The 17,279-nt window shown below is 36.2% G+C and carries 17 protein-coding genes and 1 other annotated feature; of the genes, 11 read left to right on the top strand and 6 right to left on the bottom strand.

Translation table 11 applies throughout. The features are described from left to right. Positions 1–39: 39 nt before the first annotated feature. Positions 40–1,230 carry a methionine gamma-lyase gene (gene megL, locus ACPLVF_RS11105; RefSeq protein ID WP_424907893.1) on the bottom strand — a complete coding sequence of 397 codons (1,191 nt, stop codon included), beginning with the start codon at positions 1,228–1,230 and terminating at the stop codon, positions 40–42. Between the two features lie 339 nt (positions 1,231–1,569). Here megL and ACPLVF_RS11100 point away from each other — a divergent pair, with 339 nt between their 5' ends. Continuing rightward, the gene (locus tag ACPLVF_RS11100; protein ID WP_424907897.1) at positions 1,570–2,796 is read left to right on the top strand and encodes an RNA-guided endonuclease InsQ/TnpB family protein; all 1,227 of its coding nucleotides are present in this window, start codon (positions 1,570–1,572) and stop codon (positions 2,794–2,796) included. Positions 2,797–3,008: 212 nt separating this feature from the next. Here the strand turns inward: ACPLVF_RS11100 and ACPLVF_RS11095 are convergent, their stop codons facing one another. Beyond that, positions 3,009–3,494 carry a transposase gene (locus ACPLVF_RS11095; protein ID WP_424907896.1) on the bottom strand — a complete coding sequence of 162 codons (486 nt, stop codon included), beginning with the start codon at positions 3,492–3,494 and terminating at the stop codon, positions 3,009–3,011. Between the two features lie 59 nt (positions 3,495–3,553). After that, positions 3,554–4,141 carry a transposase gene (locus tag ACPLVF_RS11090; protein WP_424907892.1) on the bottom strand — a complete coding sequence of 196 codons (588 nt, stop codon included), beginning with the start codon at positions 4,139–4,141 and terminating at the stop codon, positions 3,554–3,556. A 156-nt stretch (positions 4,142–4,297) separates the two neighbouring features. On the opposite strand from ACPLVF_RS11090, the gene ACPLVF_RS11085 reads away from it, so the two are divergent. The 7 genes from ACPLVF_RS11085 to ACPLVF_RS11055 all read left to right on the top strand — a co-directional run bounded on the left by ACPLVF_RS11085 (position 4,298) and on the right by ACPLVF_RS11055 (position 9,815). Next, positions 4,298–4,567 (top strand): type II toxin-antitoxin system Phd/YefM family antitoxin, encoded by a 270-nt coding sequence (locus ACPLVF_RS11085; protein ID WP_424907891.1) that lies wholly within the window; start codon positions 4,298–4,300, stop codon positions 4,565–4,567. Beyond that, on the top strand, positions 4,564–5,010 hold the full coding sequence (locus tag ACPLVF_RS11080; protein WP_424907890.1) for a type II toxin-antitoxin system VapC family toxin: 447 nt from the start codon (positions 4,564–4,566) through the stop codon (positions 5,008–5,010). Before ACPLVF_RS11085 ends, ACPLVF_RS11080 begins: the two co-directional genes overlap by 4 nt. A gap of 3 nt (positions 5,011–5,013) precedes the next feature. Further along, positions 5,014–5,175 carry a CRISPR-associated endoribonuclease Cas6 gene (locus ACPLVF_RS11075; RefSeq protein ID WP_424907895.1) on the top strand — a complete coding sequence of 54 codons (162 nt, stop codon included), beginning with the start codon at positions 5,014–5,016 and terminating at the stop codon, positions 5,173–5,175. Positions 5,176–5,535: 360 nt separating this feature from the next. Further along, positions 5,536–6,903, top strand: a complete 1,368-nt coding sequence (locus ACPLVF_RS11070; RefSeq protein WP_424907889.1) for an SEC-C domain-containing protein — start codon at positions 5,536–5,538, stop codon at positions 6,901–6,903. 130 nt (positions 6,904–7,033) lie between these two features. Next, a complete protein-coding gene (locus ACPLVF_RS11065) occupies positions 7,034–7,939 on the top strand; it encodes an amidase domain-containing protein (protein WP_424907888.1) in 906 nt (301 codons plus the stop codon). A gap of 153 nt (positions 7,940–8,092) precedes the next feature. After that, positions 8,093–8,512, top strand: coding sequence for a thioesterase family protein (locus ACPLVF_RS11060; protein WP_424907887.1), 420 nt, complete (start codon positions 8,093–8,095; stop codon positions 8,510–8,512). A 139-nt stretch (positions 8,513–8,651) separates the two neighbouring features. Then, a complete protein-coding gene (locus tag ACPLVF_RS11055; RefSeq protein WP_424907886.1) occupies positions 8,652–9,815 on the top strand; it encodes a cation diffusion facilitator family transporter in 1,164 nt (387 codons plus the stop codon). An 82-nt stretch (positions 9,816–9,897) separates the two neighbouring features. Here ACPLVF_RS11055 and ACPLVF_RS11050 read toward each other — a convergent pair whose 3' ends face one another. Continuing rightward, entirely contained in the window at positions 9,898–10,560 is a 663-nt protein-coding gene (locus tag ACPLVF_RS11050) for a peroxiredoxin (protein ID WP_424907885.1), read from the bottom strand. Between the two features lie 18 nt (positions 10,561–10,578). After that, the gene (locus ACPLVF_RS11045; protein WP_424907894.1) at positions 10,579–11,025 is read right to left on the bottom strand and encodes a Fur family transcriptional regulator; all 447 of its coding nucleotides are present in this window, start codon (positions 11,023–11,025) and stop codon (positions 10,579–10,581) included. 259 nt (positions 11,026–11,284) lie between these two features. Here ACPLVF_RS11045 and ACPLVF_RS11040 point away from each other — a divergent pair, with 259 nt between their 5' ends. From ACPLVF_RS11040 to ACPLVF_RS11030, 3 genes are read left to right on the top strand one after another with little or no spacing between them, the layout of a single operon-like run. Beyond that, entirely contained in the window at positions 11,285–11,728 is a 444-nt protein-coding gene (locus ACPLVF_RS11040) for a MarR family winged helix-turn-helix transcriptional regulator (protein ID WP_424907884.1), read from the top strand. A 10-nt stretch (positions 11,729–11,738) separates the two neighbouring features. After that, positions 11,739–13,466, top strand: coding sequence for an ABC transporter ATP-binding protein (locus ACPLVF_RS11035; RefSeq protein WP_424907883.1), 1,728 nt, complete (start codon positions 11,739–11,741; stop codon positions 13,464–13,466). Then, positions 13,463–15,331 (top strand): ABC transporter ATP-binding protein, encoded by a 1,869-nt coding sequence (locus ACPLVF_RS11030; RefSeq protein ID WP_424907882.1) that lies wholly within the window; start codon positions 13,463–13,465, stop codon positions 15,329–15,331. Before ACPLVF_RS11035 ends, ACPLVF_RS11030 begins: the two co-directional genes overlap by 4 nt. Positions 15,332–15,337: 6 nt before the next feature. Here ACPLVF_RS11030 and ACPLVF_RS11025 read toward each other — a convergent pair whose 3' ends face one another. Continuing rightward, positions 15,338–16,819, bottom strand: coding sequence for a sodium:solute symporter family transporter (locus ACPLVF_RS11025; RefSeq protein WP_424907881.1), 1,482 nt, complete (start codon positions 16,817–16,819; stop codon positions 15,338–15,340). Between the two features lie 48 nt (positions 16,820–16,867). Beyond that, positions 16,868–17,093 (bottom strand) — a binding site (T-box leader). Positions 17,094–17,279 lie beyond the last annotated feature (186 nt).

The raw sequence follows: 17,279 nt of genomic DNA, 5'->3' as shown, positions 1-17,279 counted from the left end.
TCGGATGCCCTAAAATCGGTATTTCATCTGTTTCTCTAATCATCGCAATTTACTCATTTCCATTACTTTATTTAAGGCTTGCTCTAAATCGGCGATTATATCTTCTACATCTTCAATGCCTACGGAAAGTCTAACTAAGCCATCGGTTATACCAGCCTTTAGCCTTTCTTCTCTGGGTACCACCGAATGGGTCATTGATGCAGGATGCTGAATAAGGGTATCCACACATCCGAGGCTTACTGCAAGGGTGATTAATTTTACGCTATTCATCAATATTTTTCCTGCTTCAAGTCCACCCTTTAACTCAAAGCTTATCATTCCTCCAAATCCATCCATCTGCTTTTTAGCAAGTTCATGCTGCGGATGGGAAGGAAGACCCGGATAGTATACTTTTTCTACTGCAGGGTGTTTTTCTAAAAACTCTGCTACTTTCATGGCATTTTCGCAGTGTCTTTCCATCCTTATTCCGAGGGTTTTTAAACCTCTAATTAAAAGCCATGCGTCAAAGGGACTTATAACACCGCCGAAGTCCTTCAAAAAGGGCATCCTCATTTCATCGATAACAGCTTTTGGCCCTGCAATAAGGCCTGCTATGACATCTCCGTGCCCCCCGATGTATTTAGTTGCGCTGTGCACTACAAAATCGGCTCCGAGCTCAATAGGCCTTTGTAGATATGGAGACATAAAAGTGTTGTCAACTACCAATTTTGCACCGTATTTATGCGCTATTTCTGCTGCTTTTTTGATATCCACAAGTTTTAATGTGGGATTTGCAGGGGTTTCAATGTATACCACCTTTGTATTTTCCTTCATTGCTTTTTCGATGTTTTCAGGCACCGAAGTATCTACGAGAGTAAATTCTATGCCGTAGCGGGGAAGAAGGTGGGTGATAAGGCTGTGGGTGCAGCCGTATAAGGTATCACCTGCAACGATGTGGTCGCCGCTTTTTAGTAAGGTTAAAAGAGTGGTTGAAATAGCAGCCATACCCGATGTTGCTGCAAGGCCTGCTTCTGCACCTTCTAATGCTGCAATTTTATTTTCAAGCTCCGTTATGGTTGGGTTCCCAAGGCGGGTGTAAATATATCCTTGCTCCTCACCTGCAAAACGCCTCGCCCCCTGGTCAACGTTTTCAAACACAAAGGTTGAAGTTTGAAAAATAGGTGTTACGTGAGCACCTGTCTCTTTATCGTGATGCACACCAAAATGGATTGCTTTTGTATTAAATTTCATCTAAAAAATACCTCCCAGCAATGTTTAATGTATAAAGTTTTATACTACTATATTATTTCATAGCAAATACTGTGCCATTTAGCGGAGGCCTTGATTTTCTTTAATTTAAGAAAGTGGCGGTAAAAAATTTTACCACATCTTTAACAAAAAACGGGGATATTTTTGAAGGGCTAAAATTATATCCTGAAATGAAAAATTTTTCTTAGTGGTAGGAAAATTAACCATTGGTAGGGAATTTGACCGGTAGGAATTAATTTAAACAGGGGACCTTATACTAATATTTTTTATAAGGTATAGACTATAACATAATATAAATCCATATTTTAGTAGATATAAAAAATAATATATAAAAGGAAAACATGGACTGACGAGTCAGATGTCCCTTATCCTAATTGGTATGAGCAGAAGAAAAGATTAAAAGACAATTATTGGTATAAAATGCTGCCAGCTCAATCAGCACAAGAAGTTTTGAAGCAGTTGCATGAAGCATGGAAATCTTATTTTAAATTATTAAAGACAAAAAGGGTAGAAAATCCAAAACCGCCGAGGTTTAAGCATGAAAATTTTAATATAAGGTTTTTAAATAACTCATTTAAAATCTTAGGGAATAAGATAAGGCTAACAATTTCTAAGCAGATGAAGGAATATTTTAAACAAAAGTATTCAATTCAGCCTAAATTTTTATATATTGATTTACCTAAGGAAATAAATGGCAGGGTAAAAATCATAGAGATAATACCCTTAGATAAAAAATATAAGGTTAATATTATCTCTGACCTGCCCGATGCGATTATAAAAGAAGATAATGGTATATATATGGGGATAGACCTCGGAATAAATAATTTGGCAGCAATTTATGTTTCAAAAGGGAAGAATTATTTGATATCAGGGAGACAGATTTTATCAATCAACAGGTATTTTGGCAAAAAGATAGCATACTATCAAAGTATTGCTTATAAAGGACAGACAGTAAAAGGAATAAAGCATTTAAAACCAACTAAAAGGATAATAAAGTTATATCAAAAAAGATCAAAGCAAATATTTCATGCAATTCATGCAGCAACTAAAAAAATAATAGATTTGGCAAAGGAAAATGATGTAAGTAAGATAATAATTGGTGATTTAAAAGGAATAAAAAATGGAAAGAATTTAGGAACTGTAAATAATCAAAAATTCCATAGTTGGGCGTTTAGTAAGATCGTAGAGCAAATAAGATATAAAGCCGAAGAACAAGGAATAGAAGTGATTTTAATTGATGAAAGCTATACTAGCAGCTGTAGTCCTTATAGCGAGGATGTAAATGCTAATTATGCTTCAAAGGATTATAGAAAATTTAGAGGATTATTTATAGTAAGTGGTAGAGCATATAATGCAGATAGTGTTGGGGCATACAACATACTTAGAAAGTATCTGCGGGGGATTGGTAAGCCCAGTCCAGCAGTAGTGGCGTTGGACACGCCGGTGGTATATCTATGGAACCCAACAAATGCAGAGGCTTACAAAGCCGTGTCTTTATTATCAAATTTTACAACGAAACAAGAATTCATTCTGGTATCAATTATCTAAGCCCTAATGAATATTACAAAAAATCTCTGTTAAAGGCTATTTCACCTATTGAAATACGAGTATAGTCTCGTTTGAATTAATCAAGAAAAATAAAGATATTCTGTGAATTAATTAGTTACCATTGAAAAATGCAAATTTTAGACCTTATCCCTTTTCAATGGCCTTCGACTGTTTAATCATTATCCATTTATTCTCCCATACACTGCCATTTTTTAGCAGGCTTGAACCATTAGTTTTGCTAACTCGGTGACATTGTAGCTAAAAATGGACAGATTAACCCATATGCCTGTATTTTCACCATGAAACAGACATACATCAAATCCGTATTTCCTTTTTAATAGTCCAATAGTGGCTTCACCGCCAGCTCTCCATCGTATTAGTCTTTCAAACCAATGCTCACGTTCGTGCTTTAATCTCTTCTCGCTCTTCTTGCCTGGCTTGGGTATAGCGACATGTTCTACATTAAGGCCCTGTATCTCTCTTTCATTTTCGCTGGAGTAAAAACCTCTATCTGCGGCAACTTCTTCGGGAGCTTTATTTAAAACCTCTATACTCTTCTTCACCATTGGCACGGCCAGGGTTTTATCGCAAGTATTACCTTCTTCAACTTGGCTTGAAATTATCAAACCTTCTTCTGATTCTGCAAGTGCTACTTTTCTGCCAAATTCTACTTCTGCTTTTGACTTGCCTCTTTTTATAGGCCTTGCTCCCTGGTCGAAAATGCTTACTATCCTGTCGGGAATGGAAGTGGTGCCTTTTAATACTTCATTGGTCTATCCTGAAATTCACTTTTAACTGCCATGCCTGCATCTTTTACCTTTTTAACCAGTCTTGTCAATACTTTAAATCCGTCTGAAAGGAGGCTTGCATCGGTAGGATGGTGAATGTTGGATTTTACGACTGTTGTATCTATCCTTATTTTCCTAGCTTTTATTAGCTTTTTCTCTAAAGCTTTTTGAAGGATTAGGGTGTTTAATTTCTCCAAAGTATCTTCGCCAAATCTCTTGGTAAGTTTCGCCAGAGTGGTATAGTCAGGCACTTCGGCACAAACTGGTATATGGCAGAATACTTTCCATGAAATGCTGTCTGATACTTCTTTGCATAAGGTTTCGTATCCAAGGTTGTATCTGAATTTGAGATACATCATTCGAATGTATGTGTCAACAGGAATGCTGTGTTTTCCGCATTTGGAATTAAACTTTTCTATAAACGGTGCAAGTAAGCTTTCGTCATTTAGTATTTTATCGACAACAGCCAGTTCACCTTTAAGTTCCAGACATGATTTTGGAAGCATTTGGTCAAATACGCTTAATTGTTCAAAGTCTTCGTTTTTAATTATCAGCATTCTCCATTCCTCTCCTTCCTGCTATATTTTACCGTAAATATCCTCTTTTTTGGGATGAAGATGCTGGTTTTTTGCGGGTTCGAGAGGATTGTTTTTCAATGGAAACTAAGTAGACACATAATATGCTATAATATAGTTATAATGGGAGGCATTAAAATGGAACGTGTGGGGATTAGAAATATAAAGAACTTTTTAAGTCATTATATAGGGAAGGTGAAAAATGGCAAAGTAATAGAGATCACAGATAGAGGCAAGCCTGTTGCAAAGTTGGTGCCCGTAGAGACTAAATTTCCTTCTGAGATTATAGAAATATTAGGTAAAAAGCTTGCTGTATGGGATGGAGGAAAGCCTAAAGGAGCATTAATTCTTCATTCATTGGAAGAAGGCAAGAGTATTTCTGATATTGTCTCGGAGGACAGGCGATGATTGTATATTTAGACACCAGTGCTTTAGTCAAGCTTTATATAGCTGAAGAAGGAACACATTTAGTGCAAAAAGCTGTTAATGATTCTTCGTTGGTAGCTACTTCAAAAGTTGCATATGCTGAGGCGAGAGCGGCTTTTACTCGAGCTTTTAGAGAAAACATTATTAAGAACCAGGTATATTATGAGATTATTGCGGTTTTAAAACAGGACTGGAATAGTTATTTTAAGTTGGAAATAACTGATGAATTAATTGAGCTTGCTGGAGAACTTACTCAAACCCATTCTATAAGGGGTTTTTATGCGATACATTTATCTTCAGCTATAACATTAAGTCACATGTTGAAACAAAAGATTACCACAATATGCTTTGATGTTAGATTATGGAATGCTTTAAAAACCTATGATTTTTTTGATGTCTTACCAGAAAATTGTCATAAAAAATAAAGTATAGTTTCGAAGCAGATTTATCTGTTTAGCTGTCGGCTTTATAAAATATGTGGTGAACCTCTGCTTTTAAAAACAGCATATGAGGCTGGTTTAGGAAGTAAAAATTCACAGGGATTTGGGTGTTTTGAAATATTGGATGAAAGAAGTAAGATGGTTAAATAAACAAAAATAAGAAGGTGAAATATATTGCAGGATTTTTATTCTGCACAAAAGAAAAATGTTTGTTATTATTTCCCATTATATGGATGAACAACAAAAAAAAGCAAGCAATGGAAATGTTCAATGTTGAAGAATTTGTAAAACTTCCGGAAGAGTTGTAAAAAAGTGGACAAATATTCCTCCGGAAACAGGAAATGTTGAAGAACAAATAAGTTTACCTGTAAGGGACTGAAACAGATAAGGGATTAATTTCAATATAATCCGATTTACAAAAAGATTATTTTATGACGATTGCTTTATGATATAATTAAAAAAACAAATAAAAATTAACTTTAAACGGATAAAAAGAGAGGTAATTATAAAATGATGAAGATCTTCGATTTGGATAGAAATGATAAATGTCCATGTGGAAGCGGTAAGAAGTATAAAAAATGTTGTATGGATAGCATTGAGGATAAAAAGCGGGGTATTTTAAAAGTAATGGGGGAAGGGCTTACAGCAGAGGGAGTTTCTGTAGTTAATGTTTTATCTGTAATGTTAGGGCTGAACCTGGGAGGAAAAAATTTTGAAACCGAGAATTTTGTTAGTATTATAAAAAAAGCGTGGGAAGATGACGAAAATGATGTTAATATTTTAGATAATTTTAAAGAAAGCTTTAAAAAGATTTTAATATATAAGCAGGGGTTAAAGAATGCGAGAATTCCTGCGGATATGCTTGTAGAAGAAAAAATGAAAGACCTTGAATTTAAGGAAGCTGTACAGGAGTATATTTTTGGCAGAGATTTTATTGAGTTTCTTCTTCTTGAAATTGCTAAATCGCTGAGAAATGATGAATATTCTGAAGAGGAACTAAAAATTATAGTTTTAGCTGTAAGTTATGCCGTTGATGAGTTAATGGTAGAACATTTTATGGAAGCTGTTTATAATGCATCTGTAGAAGAAATCCACGAGATAAATAAAAAATTGAAGGAAATGCTGAGGGGAGCTGAAAATTATAAAGAATTTGATTACGATAATTTTTTAAAGGAAGCGAATAAAGTAATTGAAGAATATCCTAATGCTTATAGATTTTTCGGTGAAACATTGAGGTTAAATTTAGAAGAGGTGGTGAAAGAACTTTTAGATTCTCCTGAAAAACTCGATTTTCCTCTTTTTGCAATTTATCCTGGATTAGTTGAGTTCTGCATTATGGCTGAAGAAAAACTTAAGGAAGAGGAGAAAAAACTGGATTTTAAAGAAGTAGAGAATATAACCTTTAATTTGTTATCCGATGAAAGAATTAGAGAGTATTTTATTAAAGGGATGCAAATATGGTGGCTTAAAAAAATTGTAAAAGATGGTAACAATAAAATATTTAGCATATTTAAAAAACCTGAAGAAAACATTATAAAGTTGGCTAATATTATTTTATTTTTTGTGTTTCCTTTTACTTCTTATCATCTTGAGGCGTTAAGCAAGATTTATGCTAGTAGTATAGTGAATTTTGTTAAAAACATACCGCGGAAAATAGACGACAGCAATATGATTTTAAACGATATCTCGGAACTTTTTAGCAGTGAATTTATCGGAAAATACGTAAAGTACCTGAAAGATAAATTTAATGAGAAAGCTGCGGGTTTTGTAAGCGGTTATTTTTACAGGATTCAAGAATTGATAACAAAAAAGGGTGATGGATTTAAAGAAAGATTGCGACAGGCGATAGAAGGGAATGATTTTTATGCCATTACCTGAATTTGGCATGGCCTGAAGGAAGATAGAGGAGAAAAATTTCCCTCATACTGTAGGGGGATTTTTTTTATGCCTTTTTATGTAATTTTCTTCAAAGCAAGTCGTAAATATAGTTAAGGAGGTGAATTACCGAATGATGCCAAGTGATGGGGAAATAAAAAAAATACATGAGATATCGGAACAAAAAGCGATAATTTTAAGAGGAATAGTTTTATATAAAACAGCAGAGGTTGAAGCTGCTATTAAGGGGAAAATAAATAGAAAGCATTTTCAAAGTTACGATAAAAAAATAGATTATCTTATAAATGCGAAGAAATTACCTCTTTCCCAGGAGAAAGTCAGATGGTATGTAGATAATTATCTTTCCTTTATAGAAGATAAAGAAATACGAAAAAAAGCCTTTCAATATCTCGGATACGATTTGGCTACTTTTAACGAGGCTGAAATTTTGGATGTAAATGCCGGGTACAATAGGGCATATGCTAAGGATTACGCCGAAAAGTATGCTGAAAATCCCAATACCGCTGAATACCCGTATTTTGTTGGAGCGGATTGCGCAAATTTCATATCACAGGTGTTAGAAAGGGGAGGGATGAGGCAAATAGGTAATTCTTGGCACGATTTTAATTCTTGGTTTTGCTATACTAAAAATGAAGGCGATTTAACCAAGATTTCTTTAACGTGGAGGGTTGCTATGTATTTCAGAAGGCATTGGGGCAATGAAAACGGCATAGGAAGAAATAGGGCTTTTTCATACATAGAAATGACGGTGAGAGAGGCCCTTGAGAATTTCGATAAATTATACTCTTATTTGCTGGAAGGAGATGTGATACAGTATGGCGACCCTAAAAATTACGGTTTCCCGTATCATACGCAGGTGGTTCACAATTTGGGCTATAATCCGGATATAAAAAGAAATGACCTTTATATGGCCCAGCATACGAAAAATCGTAAAAATGTTTCTCTATATAAATATTTGAAAGCCTTTAAGGACTCTGACGTGAGGCACGTATATGTCTATAAAATGAAAAACGATTAAAAACCATGATTTGAAAGAGAGTTGATGCTTTGACATAATGGATGATATTGTAAAGGAATTGGCTGAGGATTTAGGAACTTTTATGGAAAATATTTAAAAATTATGTTATAATTAAGAAAAATAGAAAAATAATTTTCAAAGGGGGAATTTGGTATGAAAATCCCCGAATTTAAAGTTGGCACGACAAGCACGGTGCAAAAGAAGGTTACTGAAGAAGATACTGCGATGCTTTACGGCAATGGAGCTTTAAAGAAGTTATTGGATACATCTACTACTGCAAAACTTGTGATACAAGCTGCTACAAAAATGATAGACCCTCTTTTGCCGGAAGGTTTGGTTTCCGTGGGGAAAAGTATTAGTATTATCCACGAGGAACCTGCGATTATAGGGATGACTGTTACGGTTGAGGCAAAATTGAAGGAAGTTGATGGCAATAGGTTACTTTTTGAGTTTACTTTATACGATGAATTGGGAGAAATTGGCCGTGGTTTACATGAACGATATATAGTTAAAAATGAACTTTTGGAAAATAGGGCTAAAAGCAGATTAAATATTTTGATGGGTTTCAATTAAGTTAAGTAAGGCAGGCATGAAAATTATATGCCTGCTTTTTTATTTGTAAGCTTTATGATGAAAAAGGATGAATATGTTATAATTTACATAGCATGGTTTATATTTCTTAATTAAAATTCAAGAAAGGAGAGTTTGTAGTTTGATTTTAAGCACCGAAGAAGCAAAATTAAAGAAAAATGACGATGAAAAAAAGATGAGAAATTATTATGGATTATTAAGCGGTTTTGTTGGCATTGCCGTCAACTTAGTTTTATTCGCTGTAAAGTTTTTTATAGGAAGGATAACGGGCAGCGTAGCCATATCTGCCGATGCTTTCAACAATTTAGGCGATATCGGTTCTTCGATCGTGACGATAATAGGGTTTAAATTGGCCTCGAAACCGCCGGACAAAGAACACCCTTTTGGATACGGCAGGATAGAATATATTACAAGCTTTTTGATTTCCCTTTCTGTGATGCTTATTGGTTTTGAACTTTTGAAAGATTCTTTCAGCAGGGTATTAAACCCCGGCAAAGTCGAATTTAGTTTATTTTCTTTTTTGGCTTTGCTGATAACGATAACTGTTAAACTGTGGCTTGGCAGTTTTAATGCAAAGCTTGCAAAAAAGATAAAATCCGATGCATTGGATGCAAGTGCTTTTGACAGCTATGGGGATGTAATATCAACCTCTACAGCGGCTTTATCCCTTTTTATTTCAAGATTTACAAGCCTGCCCGTTGATGGATATGTAGGTATTGCTGTTTCTTTGTTTATTATGTATTCGGGGTATAATCTGGTTAAAGAATCCATAGACGTATTGATAGGAACGCGGCCTGACCCCGAATTGACGGAAGATATAAAAAACAGGGTGCTTTCGTACGAAGGGATATTGGGTATTCACGATATGATGGTGCATAACTACGGCCCGGGAAGGTGTGTGGTGACGCTGCATGCCGAGGTTTCTGAGGAAATGCCGGTTATGCAGGCTCATGAAATAATAGACGCTATTGAAAAGGAATTATCTGAAGAGTTGGGGATTTTTCTCGTTGTACACATGGACCCAATCAATGTAAACGATGAAGAAGTTAATAAGACAAGGATGGAGATTGAGAGGGTCATTCAGGAGTTTCCCGAGATTTTATCCTTTCACGATTTGAGAATAGTTGGCAGCGGGGAAAGGAAAAACGTTATTTTTGATATTGTTATATCTCACGATGTTAAATTTGAAGAGGAAAAAATTTTAAAACAAAAACTTATAAAAAGAATAAAGGAAGTTTTTCCCGGGTATAATCCCGTTATAATGATTGACAGGGAATATGTGTGAAAGGGTTTTATAAAAATAAAGGGGTAGCTGTTAGTGTATTGCTGACAGCCACCCCTGATATTTTTTATTATGTAGTATTTACTTACAGGCTTTTATAGCAGAACCACCAATCGAAGCATTCGATTTCTCCTCTTTTAGCCATTTCAAGGCGCTCTTTTGCCATTTTTTCTGTTGCAGCGGGTGGAATTATAACTTTATCGCCTATTAATTGGTTTTGAGGCCAATTTTCAGGGAGTGCTACTTTATTTTTGTCTGCGGTTTGGAGGCCTTTAAGTGCCCTCAGAATTTCTTGTACATTTCTACCGACTTCTTGCGGGTAATACATTATAAGTCTTAAAATACCTTTGTCGTCTACAATGAATACGGCTCTTACTGTATTTGTACCTTTATTTGGATGTACCATTCCTAATTGATTGGCAACTCTCCCGACTTCATCGGCAATAATCGGGAACGGAATTTTAACGCCGAGTTTTTCTTCTATCCATTCTACCCATTTAATGTGAGAATAAACCTGATCGACCGAAAGACCGATTAGTTCTGTGTTCAGTTCCTTGAACTTGTCCGCATTTTTTGCGAAGGAAACAAACTCTGTAGTGCATACGGGGGTAAAATCTCCGGGATGGCTGAAGAGTACAAACCATTGGCCTGCGTAGTCTTCCGGCAATTTTTTAACTCCGTGGGTTGTTTTTACTTCCATAGAAGGGAATTTTTCCCCTAATAATGGGATTCTAAATTGATTTTCCATTTAAAAAATATACCTCCTTTAAAATTTTTTATTTTTACACTTTGGGCACAAACCCTTAAAGTATAAATCTCTACTTTTTATTTCGAAGCCTTCTAAATCGGTGTAAACTATATCCGACATTTTGAATTTAAAATCGTATACGGTGCCGCAATTTTCACATTTAAAATGTCCATGGTCGCTTGTATCCGCATCGTATCTTGCTTCATCCTGTTCTATTGTTATCATTTTTGCAATATCTGATTTCAAAAAAGCATTTAGAGTATTGTAAACTGTGGTTTTAGATAATGTAGGAATTTCGGTTATTAAATTGTTGTATATCTCATCGGCAGTAGGATGAGTTTTTTTTGTTACAAGGTATTCTAAAATTTTTACTCTGATAAAAGAAGGCTTTAACCCTTTTTGGGCTAAATAATTGCTGAAAAATTCAAAATTTGCATTTTTAATCCTACCATCCCCCTTTAAAATATAAAGCAAATTAAAATGGATTCATTACAATTTTATTATAATTACAATTATAGAAAAAGTCAACGTGTTTTAAAATTTTTTTTATTATTGTTTTTTATCTATTTGTAATTTTAATAAAATATAGAGTTTTTAATAAAACAATCATGAAATTTAATTAAGGTGTTTACTTTGGTGTTTACTTTTTTTGGCGATAGTATTATAATATTATAATAATTAGACGTCTAAATGATAGACATCTAAATTCTTTGGAGGAAGGCATATGGAAATAATTTTTGAGAAAAATTCTCTTTACGGCCTTTTTTTAAAGGTAAATCGGCTTCATTATTTGAGAACGCATGCGATTTTAGAAAAGATAAACGTATATCCCGGGCAGCCCCCCCTCCTTTTTGCCCTTTATAAAAATGATGGGCAAAGTCAAAGGGAGCTCGCAGAAAAATTGAAAATTAAACCTGCGACGGTTACGGTGATGCTCAGCAGAATTGAAAAAGCCGGTTTTATTATAAGAAAGCAGGACGAAAACGATCAGCGGGTTTCAAGGGTATATATTACCGAAAGAGGAAGAGAGGCGTGCGAAAAGCTTAGAGGAATAATTGCATCCATAGAAAGGGAGTGTTTTGAGGATTTTACTGAAGAAGAAAAGGAGATTTTTGCAAAGCTGTTGTCTAAAATGGCGAACAACTTGGAAAAAGCATTGAATGAATAGAGGTGTGATTATGGTTAAGCTTTTTAAATTTTTAAAACCCTATAGAAGTTACATTTTTATATCTTTGGTTTTAATATTTTTTCAATCTCTTTCAGAACTTTATCTGCCTAATTTAATGTCTGATATAGTAGATTTTGGAATTGTTAAGGGTGATGTGGGATACATTTTGAAAAAAGGGGAAATAATGCTCCTTGTGGCTATGGGAGGGGCTTTATCCGCTATTATTGCAAGCTATTTGTCATCTCAGGCTGCGATGGGATTTGGAAAAATTTTGAGAAAAGAGGTTTTTTCGCATGTGGAAAATTTTTCTTTGCATGAATTCGATAAATTCGGTACCGCTTCTCTAATTACCCGTACGACGAATGATGTAAACCAGATTCAGATGGTTTTAATGGTTACCCTGCGCATGGTTGCAAGGGCGCCTTTAATGTGTATAGGCGGTATAATAATGGCAATATCTAAGGATGCAGAACTTTCATTAGTTTTGTTGATTTCCATACCGCTAATTATCTTATTGGTTTTTATTCTGTATAAAAAAGCAATGCCGCTTTTTAATGCCATTCAAAAGAAAATTGATAAGGTAAACCTTATACTTCGCGAAAACCTTACAGGGATAAGGGTTATTCGGGCATTTAACAAAATGGAGTATGAAAAGAATAGATTCGAAAAGGCCAATATCGATTTGACAAATACCTCGATTAAAGTAAATAGAATAATGGCGGGGCTTATGCCGATGATGATGCTCCTTTTAAATTTCACCATAATAGCAATTATCTGGTTTGGCGGGATCAGGATAGATCAAGGGAAAATGCAGGTAGGGGATTTAATGGCTTTTATTCAGTATGTAATGCAGATAATGTTTTCACTTATTATGGTTTCGGTTGTTTTTGTTATGCTTCCCCGCGCTTCGGCTTCAGCATCGAGGATTAATGAAGTGCTGGAAGTAATACCTGAGATAAAGGAGCCCGAGCAACCGGAAGAAATAAAAAATTTAAAAGGCGAAATTGAATTCAAAGATGTTACCTTCAGGTATCCCGGAGCTGAAGAGCCCGCATTGGAAGGCATTTCTTTTAGAGCAGAACCCGGTAAGGTAACTGCAATTATTGGGAGCACCGGTTCGGGAAAGTCTACAATCTTAAACCTTATTATGAGATTTTACGATGCAGATCGCGGAAGTATATTGATTGACGGAGTAGACGTAAAATCTTTATCTCAAGAAAAATTGAGGGACATGATAGGATACGTCCCGCAAAAAGCTGTATTATTTTCCGGTACTATTTCCGATAATATAAGGTTCGGGAAAAAAGATGCCACTGATGATGAAGTAAAAAATGCGGCGGATATCGCTCAAGCTACGGAATTTATTTTGCAGATGAAGGATGGGTTTAATTCTGAAATTTCCCAGGGCGGTACAAACCTTTCGGGAGGACAAAAGCAAAGGATTGCGATAGCAAGAGCTGTAGTTAAAAGGCCCAAAATATATCTTTTTGACGATTGTTTTTCCGCGCTCGATTTTAAAACGGATGCAAAAGTAAGGACGGCTTTAAAAAAGGAGACAAGGGATGCAACTGTAATCATAGTGGCACAGAGGGTAGCGACAATTATGGACGCCGACCAAATTGTTGTCCTACAGGAAGGGAGAATAGCCGGAATTGGCACACATAAAGAACTTTTAAATACGTGTGAGGTATATAAAGAAATAGTTTTATCTCAGCTTTCGGAGGAGGAATTAGCATGAGCATCGGGCCGGGCGGACACGCATTTTTCGGGAGAAGGCAGGGTGGGAGGGGATTTGCCGGAGGGCCACCTTTGGCAAGACCGGCGGAAAAACCTAAGGATTTTAAAGGTACTTTAAAAAGGCTGATAAGCTACTTAAGGCCTTTTGCTTTTCAATTTTTTATTGTTTTTGTATTAACGGTACTTAGCACGGTATTTAGTATATTAGGCCCTAAAATAATGGGAAAAGCCACGACAAAAATTTTTGAAGGTTTAATTGCTAAAATGATGAGAGTGCCCGGTGCAAAGATTGACTTTGATTATATTGCAAAAATTCTATTTATTTTAGCCGGCCTTTACCTTTTAAGTGCTTTGTTTAACTATTTTCAGCAGTATATAATGGCAGGTATTTCCCAAAAAACGGTTTTGAGCATGAGAAAGGATGTTATGGAAAAGCTATCAAAACTTCCGCTTAAATACTTTGATTCGCGAACCCATGGCGAAATACTGAGCAGGGTTACAAATGACATAGATAATATAAGTACTACTTTGCAGCAAAGCATTACTCAGCTTATTTCTGCCGTTGTTACAATTATCGGTGTTGTTGTGATGATGCTTACAATAAGTCCGGTGTTGACCCTTATCACTGTAGTGACATTGCCTTTGAGTGTATTTTTTACCATGTCAATAGCATCTCGATCCCAAAAATTATTTGCAAAACAGCAAAAGGTTTTAGGGGAATTAAACGGTCATGTAGAAGAAACTTACGGAGGGCATAATATAGTAAAATCCTTTAATCGCGAAAAAGATTTGATAAAAGTCTTTAACGAGATAAATGAAGAGCTTTATACTGCTGCCTGGAAAGCCCAGTTTATGTCAGGCATTATAATGCCCATTATGAACTTCATCAACAACATTGGCTATGTAATTGTTAGCGTAATGGGGGGTATTTTTGTAACAAAGAAAATTATAGAAATAGGGGATGTGCAAGCATTTTTACAGTATTCGAGGCAGTTCAACCAGCCAATAACACAGACCGCAAATATAGTTAATATTATTCAGTCCACCATAGCCTCAGCCGAAAGGGTTTTTGAAATTCTTGAGGAAGAGGAAGAGGTCCCCGACAATCCACGATTTGTTCTGAAGGATATAAGGGGAGATGTGAAATTTGAGAATGTTAAGTTCAGCTACAAAGAGGATGAGCCTTTAATAGAAAACCTTAATATCGAAGTAAAAGCGGGGCAAACCGTGGCTATAGTTGGGCCGACAGGAGCGGGAAAAACCACTCTTGTCAACCTCTTGATGCGTTTTTATGAAATCCAGGGAGGAAAAATCACCGTAGACGGTGTGGATATAAGGGACATAAGCCGCGCAAATCTAAGAAGGATTTTCGGGATGGTGCTTCAGGATACCTGGCTTTTTAACGGTACCATTAAAGAAAACATTGCTTACGGAAAGGAAGGCGCGTCTGAGGAAGAGATAATAGAAGCAGCAAAGGCGGCTCATGCCCACCATTTTATTAAGGCTTTGCCCGAAGGGTATAATACGGTTTTAAATGAAGAAGCATCCAATATTTCCCAAGGGCAAAAACAGCTTATAACAATAGCCCGCGCTATTTTAGCGAATCCCGAAATTCTTATACTCGACGAGGCAACGAGCAATGTGGACACCCTTACAGAAATTTACATTCAAAAAGCTATGAAAACACTGATGAAAGGGAGAACAAGTTTTGTCATAGCTCACAGGCTCTCCACAATTAAGGATGCGGATATTATTCTTGTTGTGAATAAAGGAAAAATAGTAGAAAAGGGGACGCATAGGGAACTTTTGGATAAAGGCGGTTTTTACGCAGAACTTTATAAAAGCCAGTTCATGGGATCTTTTTAGAATTTATTACTCATTGCTTAAAGTTTCTTCTATTTCCGGCAGGTGAATTGCCAAAGGCTTTGAGGAAAACAATCTTTCTATTTTAGAGACTATGGGAACAACAGCGAGGGGCACTATCATTGCAAGACTGCCAAACATGGGGATTTTAGCCGAGTCGGATTTGTAAATTATGGAAAGCCCCAGTGATATAGAAAGCCCGGCAATTGAACCAGCCCATGCGCCAAGTTTTGTGGTGTCTTTGCAGAATAACCCGAAAAGATAAGGGGAAAGGAAGGTCCCAGCAACCGTCCCCCATGAAATAGCCATTAGAGTAATGATAATTGAAGGTTTGAAAATTGCTATTATCAGTGAGATTCCTATGAAAATCAGGCAGAATACACGCATTAAAAACACTTTTGCTTTACTTTTTAATTTGATCCCCAATCCTTCTATCAAATCTACGCTTACCGCAGAGCTTGATATTAAAACCAATGAGGAGAGGGTTGACATTGATGCCGAAATTACCAAAGCAAGGATGATCGCAGCAATGGCTTCGGGCATCGCCATCTGGATTATTTTAGGTATCATCAGGTCTGGATTGGGTTTTCCGCCTTCCAAGGGTATGGAATTGAAAAATAGTCTCGTCATGGAACCGATAAAATACGCAGTAAAACTTATTACAAAGGAAAATACCGTTGTTATTACTGTTGCGGGTTTTATGGACCTTTCATCTTTAATGGAATAAAACTTGTGCACCATTTGGGGGAGTCCCCACGGCCCGAGGCTTGTTAGTACCACCAGGAAGAATAGAGGCCAAAAGCCCGGTGGGCCTATGGGAGATACCAGTTTGGGATTTATTTTGTAGAGCCTTTCGATTCCCGTCAATATTCCGCCTACATTGGGATGGGAAGTAATTGAAAAAATCATTATTATACTGCCCACAAACATGATAATTCCCTGAATAAAATCGGAAAGGCTTACCGCAAAGTAGCCGCCGAGGATTAGATAAAAAGCTGTAAGTCCTGCCATTATAATAAGGGCTAATTGATAGTCAATGTTAAATACGCTTTCAAAAAGGTAGCTTAATCCCATGTATACCGATGCTGAATAAGGTACGAGGAATATAAATATTATAAGCGCTGAAAATATCCTGTAAAAGGGAGAATTGTACCTTGCTGCCAGAAGCTCGGGAAGGGTGCGGACGTTTAATTTCTGTGTAATCTCCTTTGTGGGTTTTGCCAATACCTTCCAAGCAAGGTAACCGCCCAAGAAGCTGTTCCCCACGGCGATCCAGAGGCCTGAAAGTCCGAAGTTCCAACCTATTTTTCCTGCATACCCAATAAAGATTACTGCGGAAAAATAGGCTGTCCCGTAAGCAAAGGCGGACATCCAGGGGCCCATATTCCTGCCCGCAAGTAAAAAATCGTTCAGGTTTTTGGTTCTTTTCATTCCTATTATCCCCACTGCTATTTGAGATAGGATGTAAAGAAAAAGGATGACAAATTTCATTTTGAGACTTCCTCCTTATTTAATTTTTGATAAAAAAAAACCGCCCCGTAAAGGGGCGAGTTTTTCCTCGCGGTACCACCCTGGTTGATTTACCATGGTAAAAAGCCATGGTAAACCCACTCTTTCCTTGTAACGTAAGTTAAACGGCTCGGCCTACTTTATTTTTCAGCCTGCGGTTATGGGAATGTACTTCACCGCATGAGCCTACCGGTTTACACCTCCCACCGGCTCTCTTAAAAGCTCAGACGGCTACTCTTTCCCTCATCACCTTTTTGTGGTATACTATTTTAGAGTTTATAGGCTATGTTTTTTTATCCTTTTAACTTATTATAAAGCTGAAGTATAAAATGTTAGAAGAAATTATAATACCATTTTTAAAATATGTCAATTACTTTTTAAATTTTCTGTTGTATTTCTGTGATAATGTCATATTAAAATTTCTCAGTGAAAATGTCACTTT

The sequence above is a fragment of the Thermovenabulum sp. genome (assembly GCF_049701175.1).
Taxonomy (GTDB): domain Bacteria; phylum Bacillota; class Thermosediminibacteria; order Thermosediminibacterales; family Thermosediminibacteraceae; genus Thermovenabulum.
This window is presented reverse-complemented; position numbering and strand designations above follow the sequence as displayed.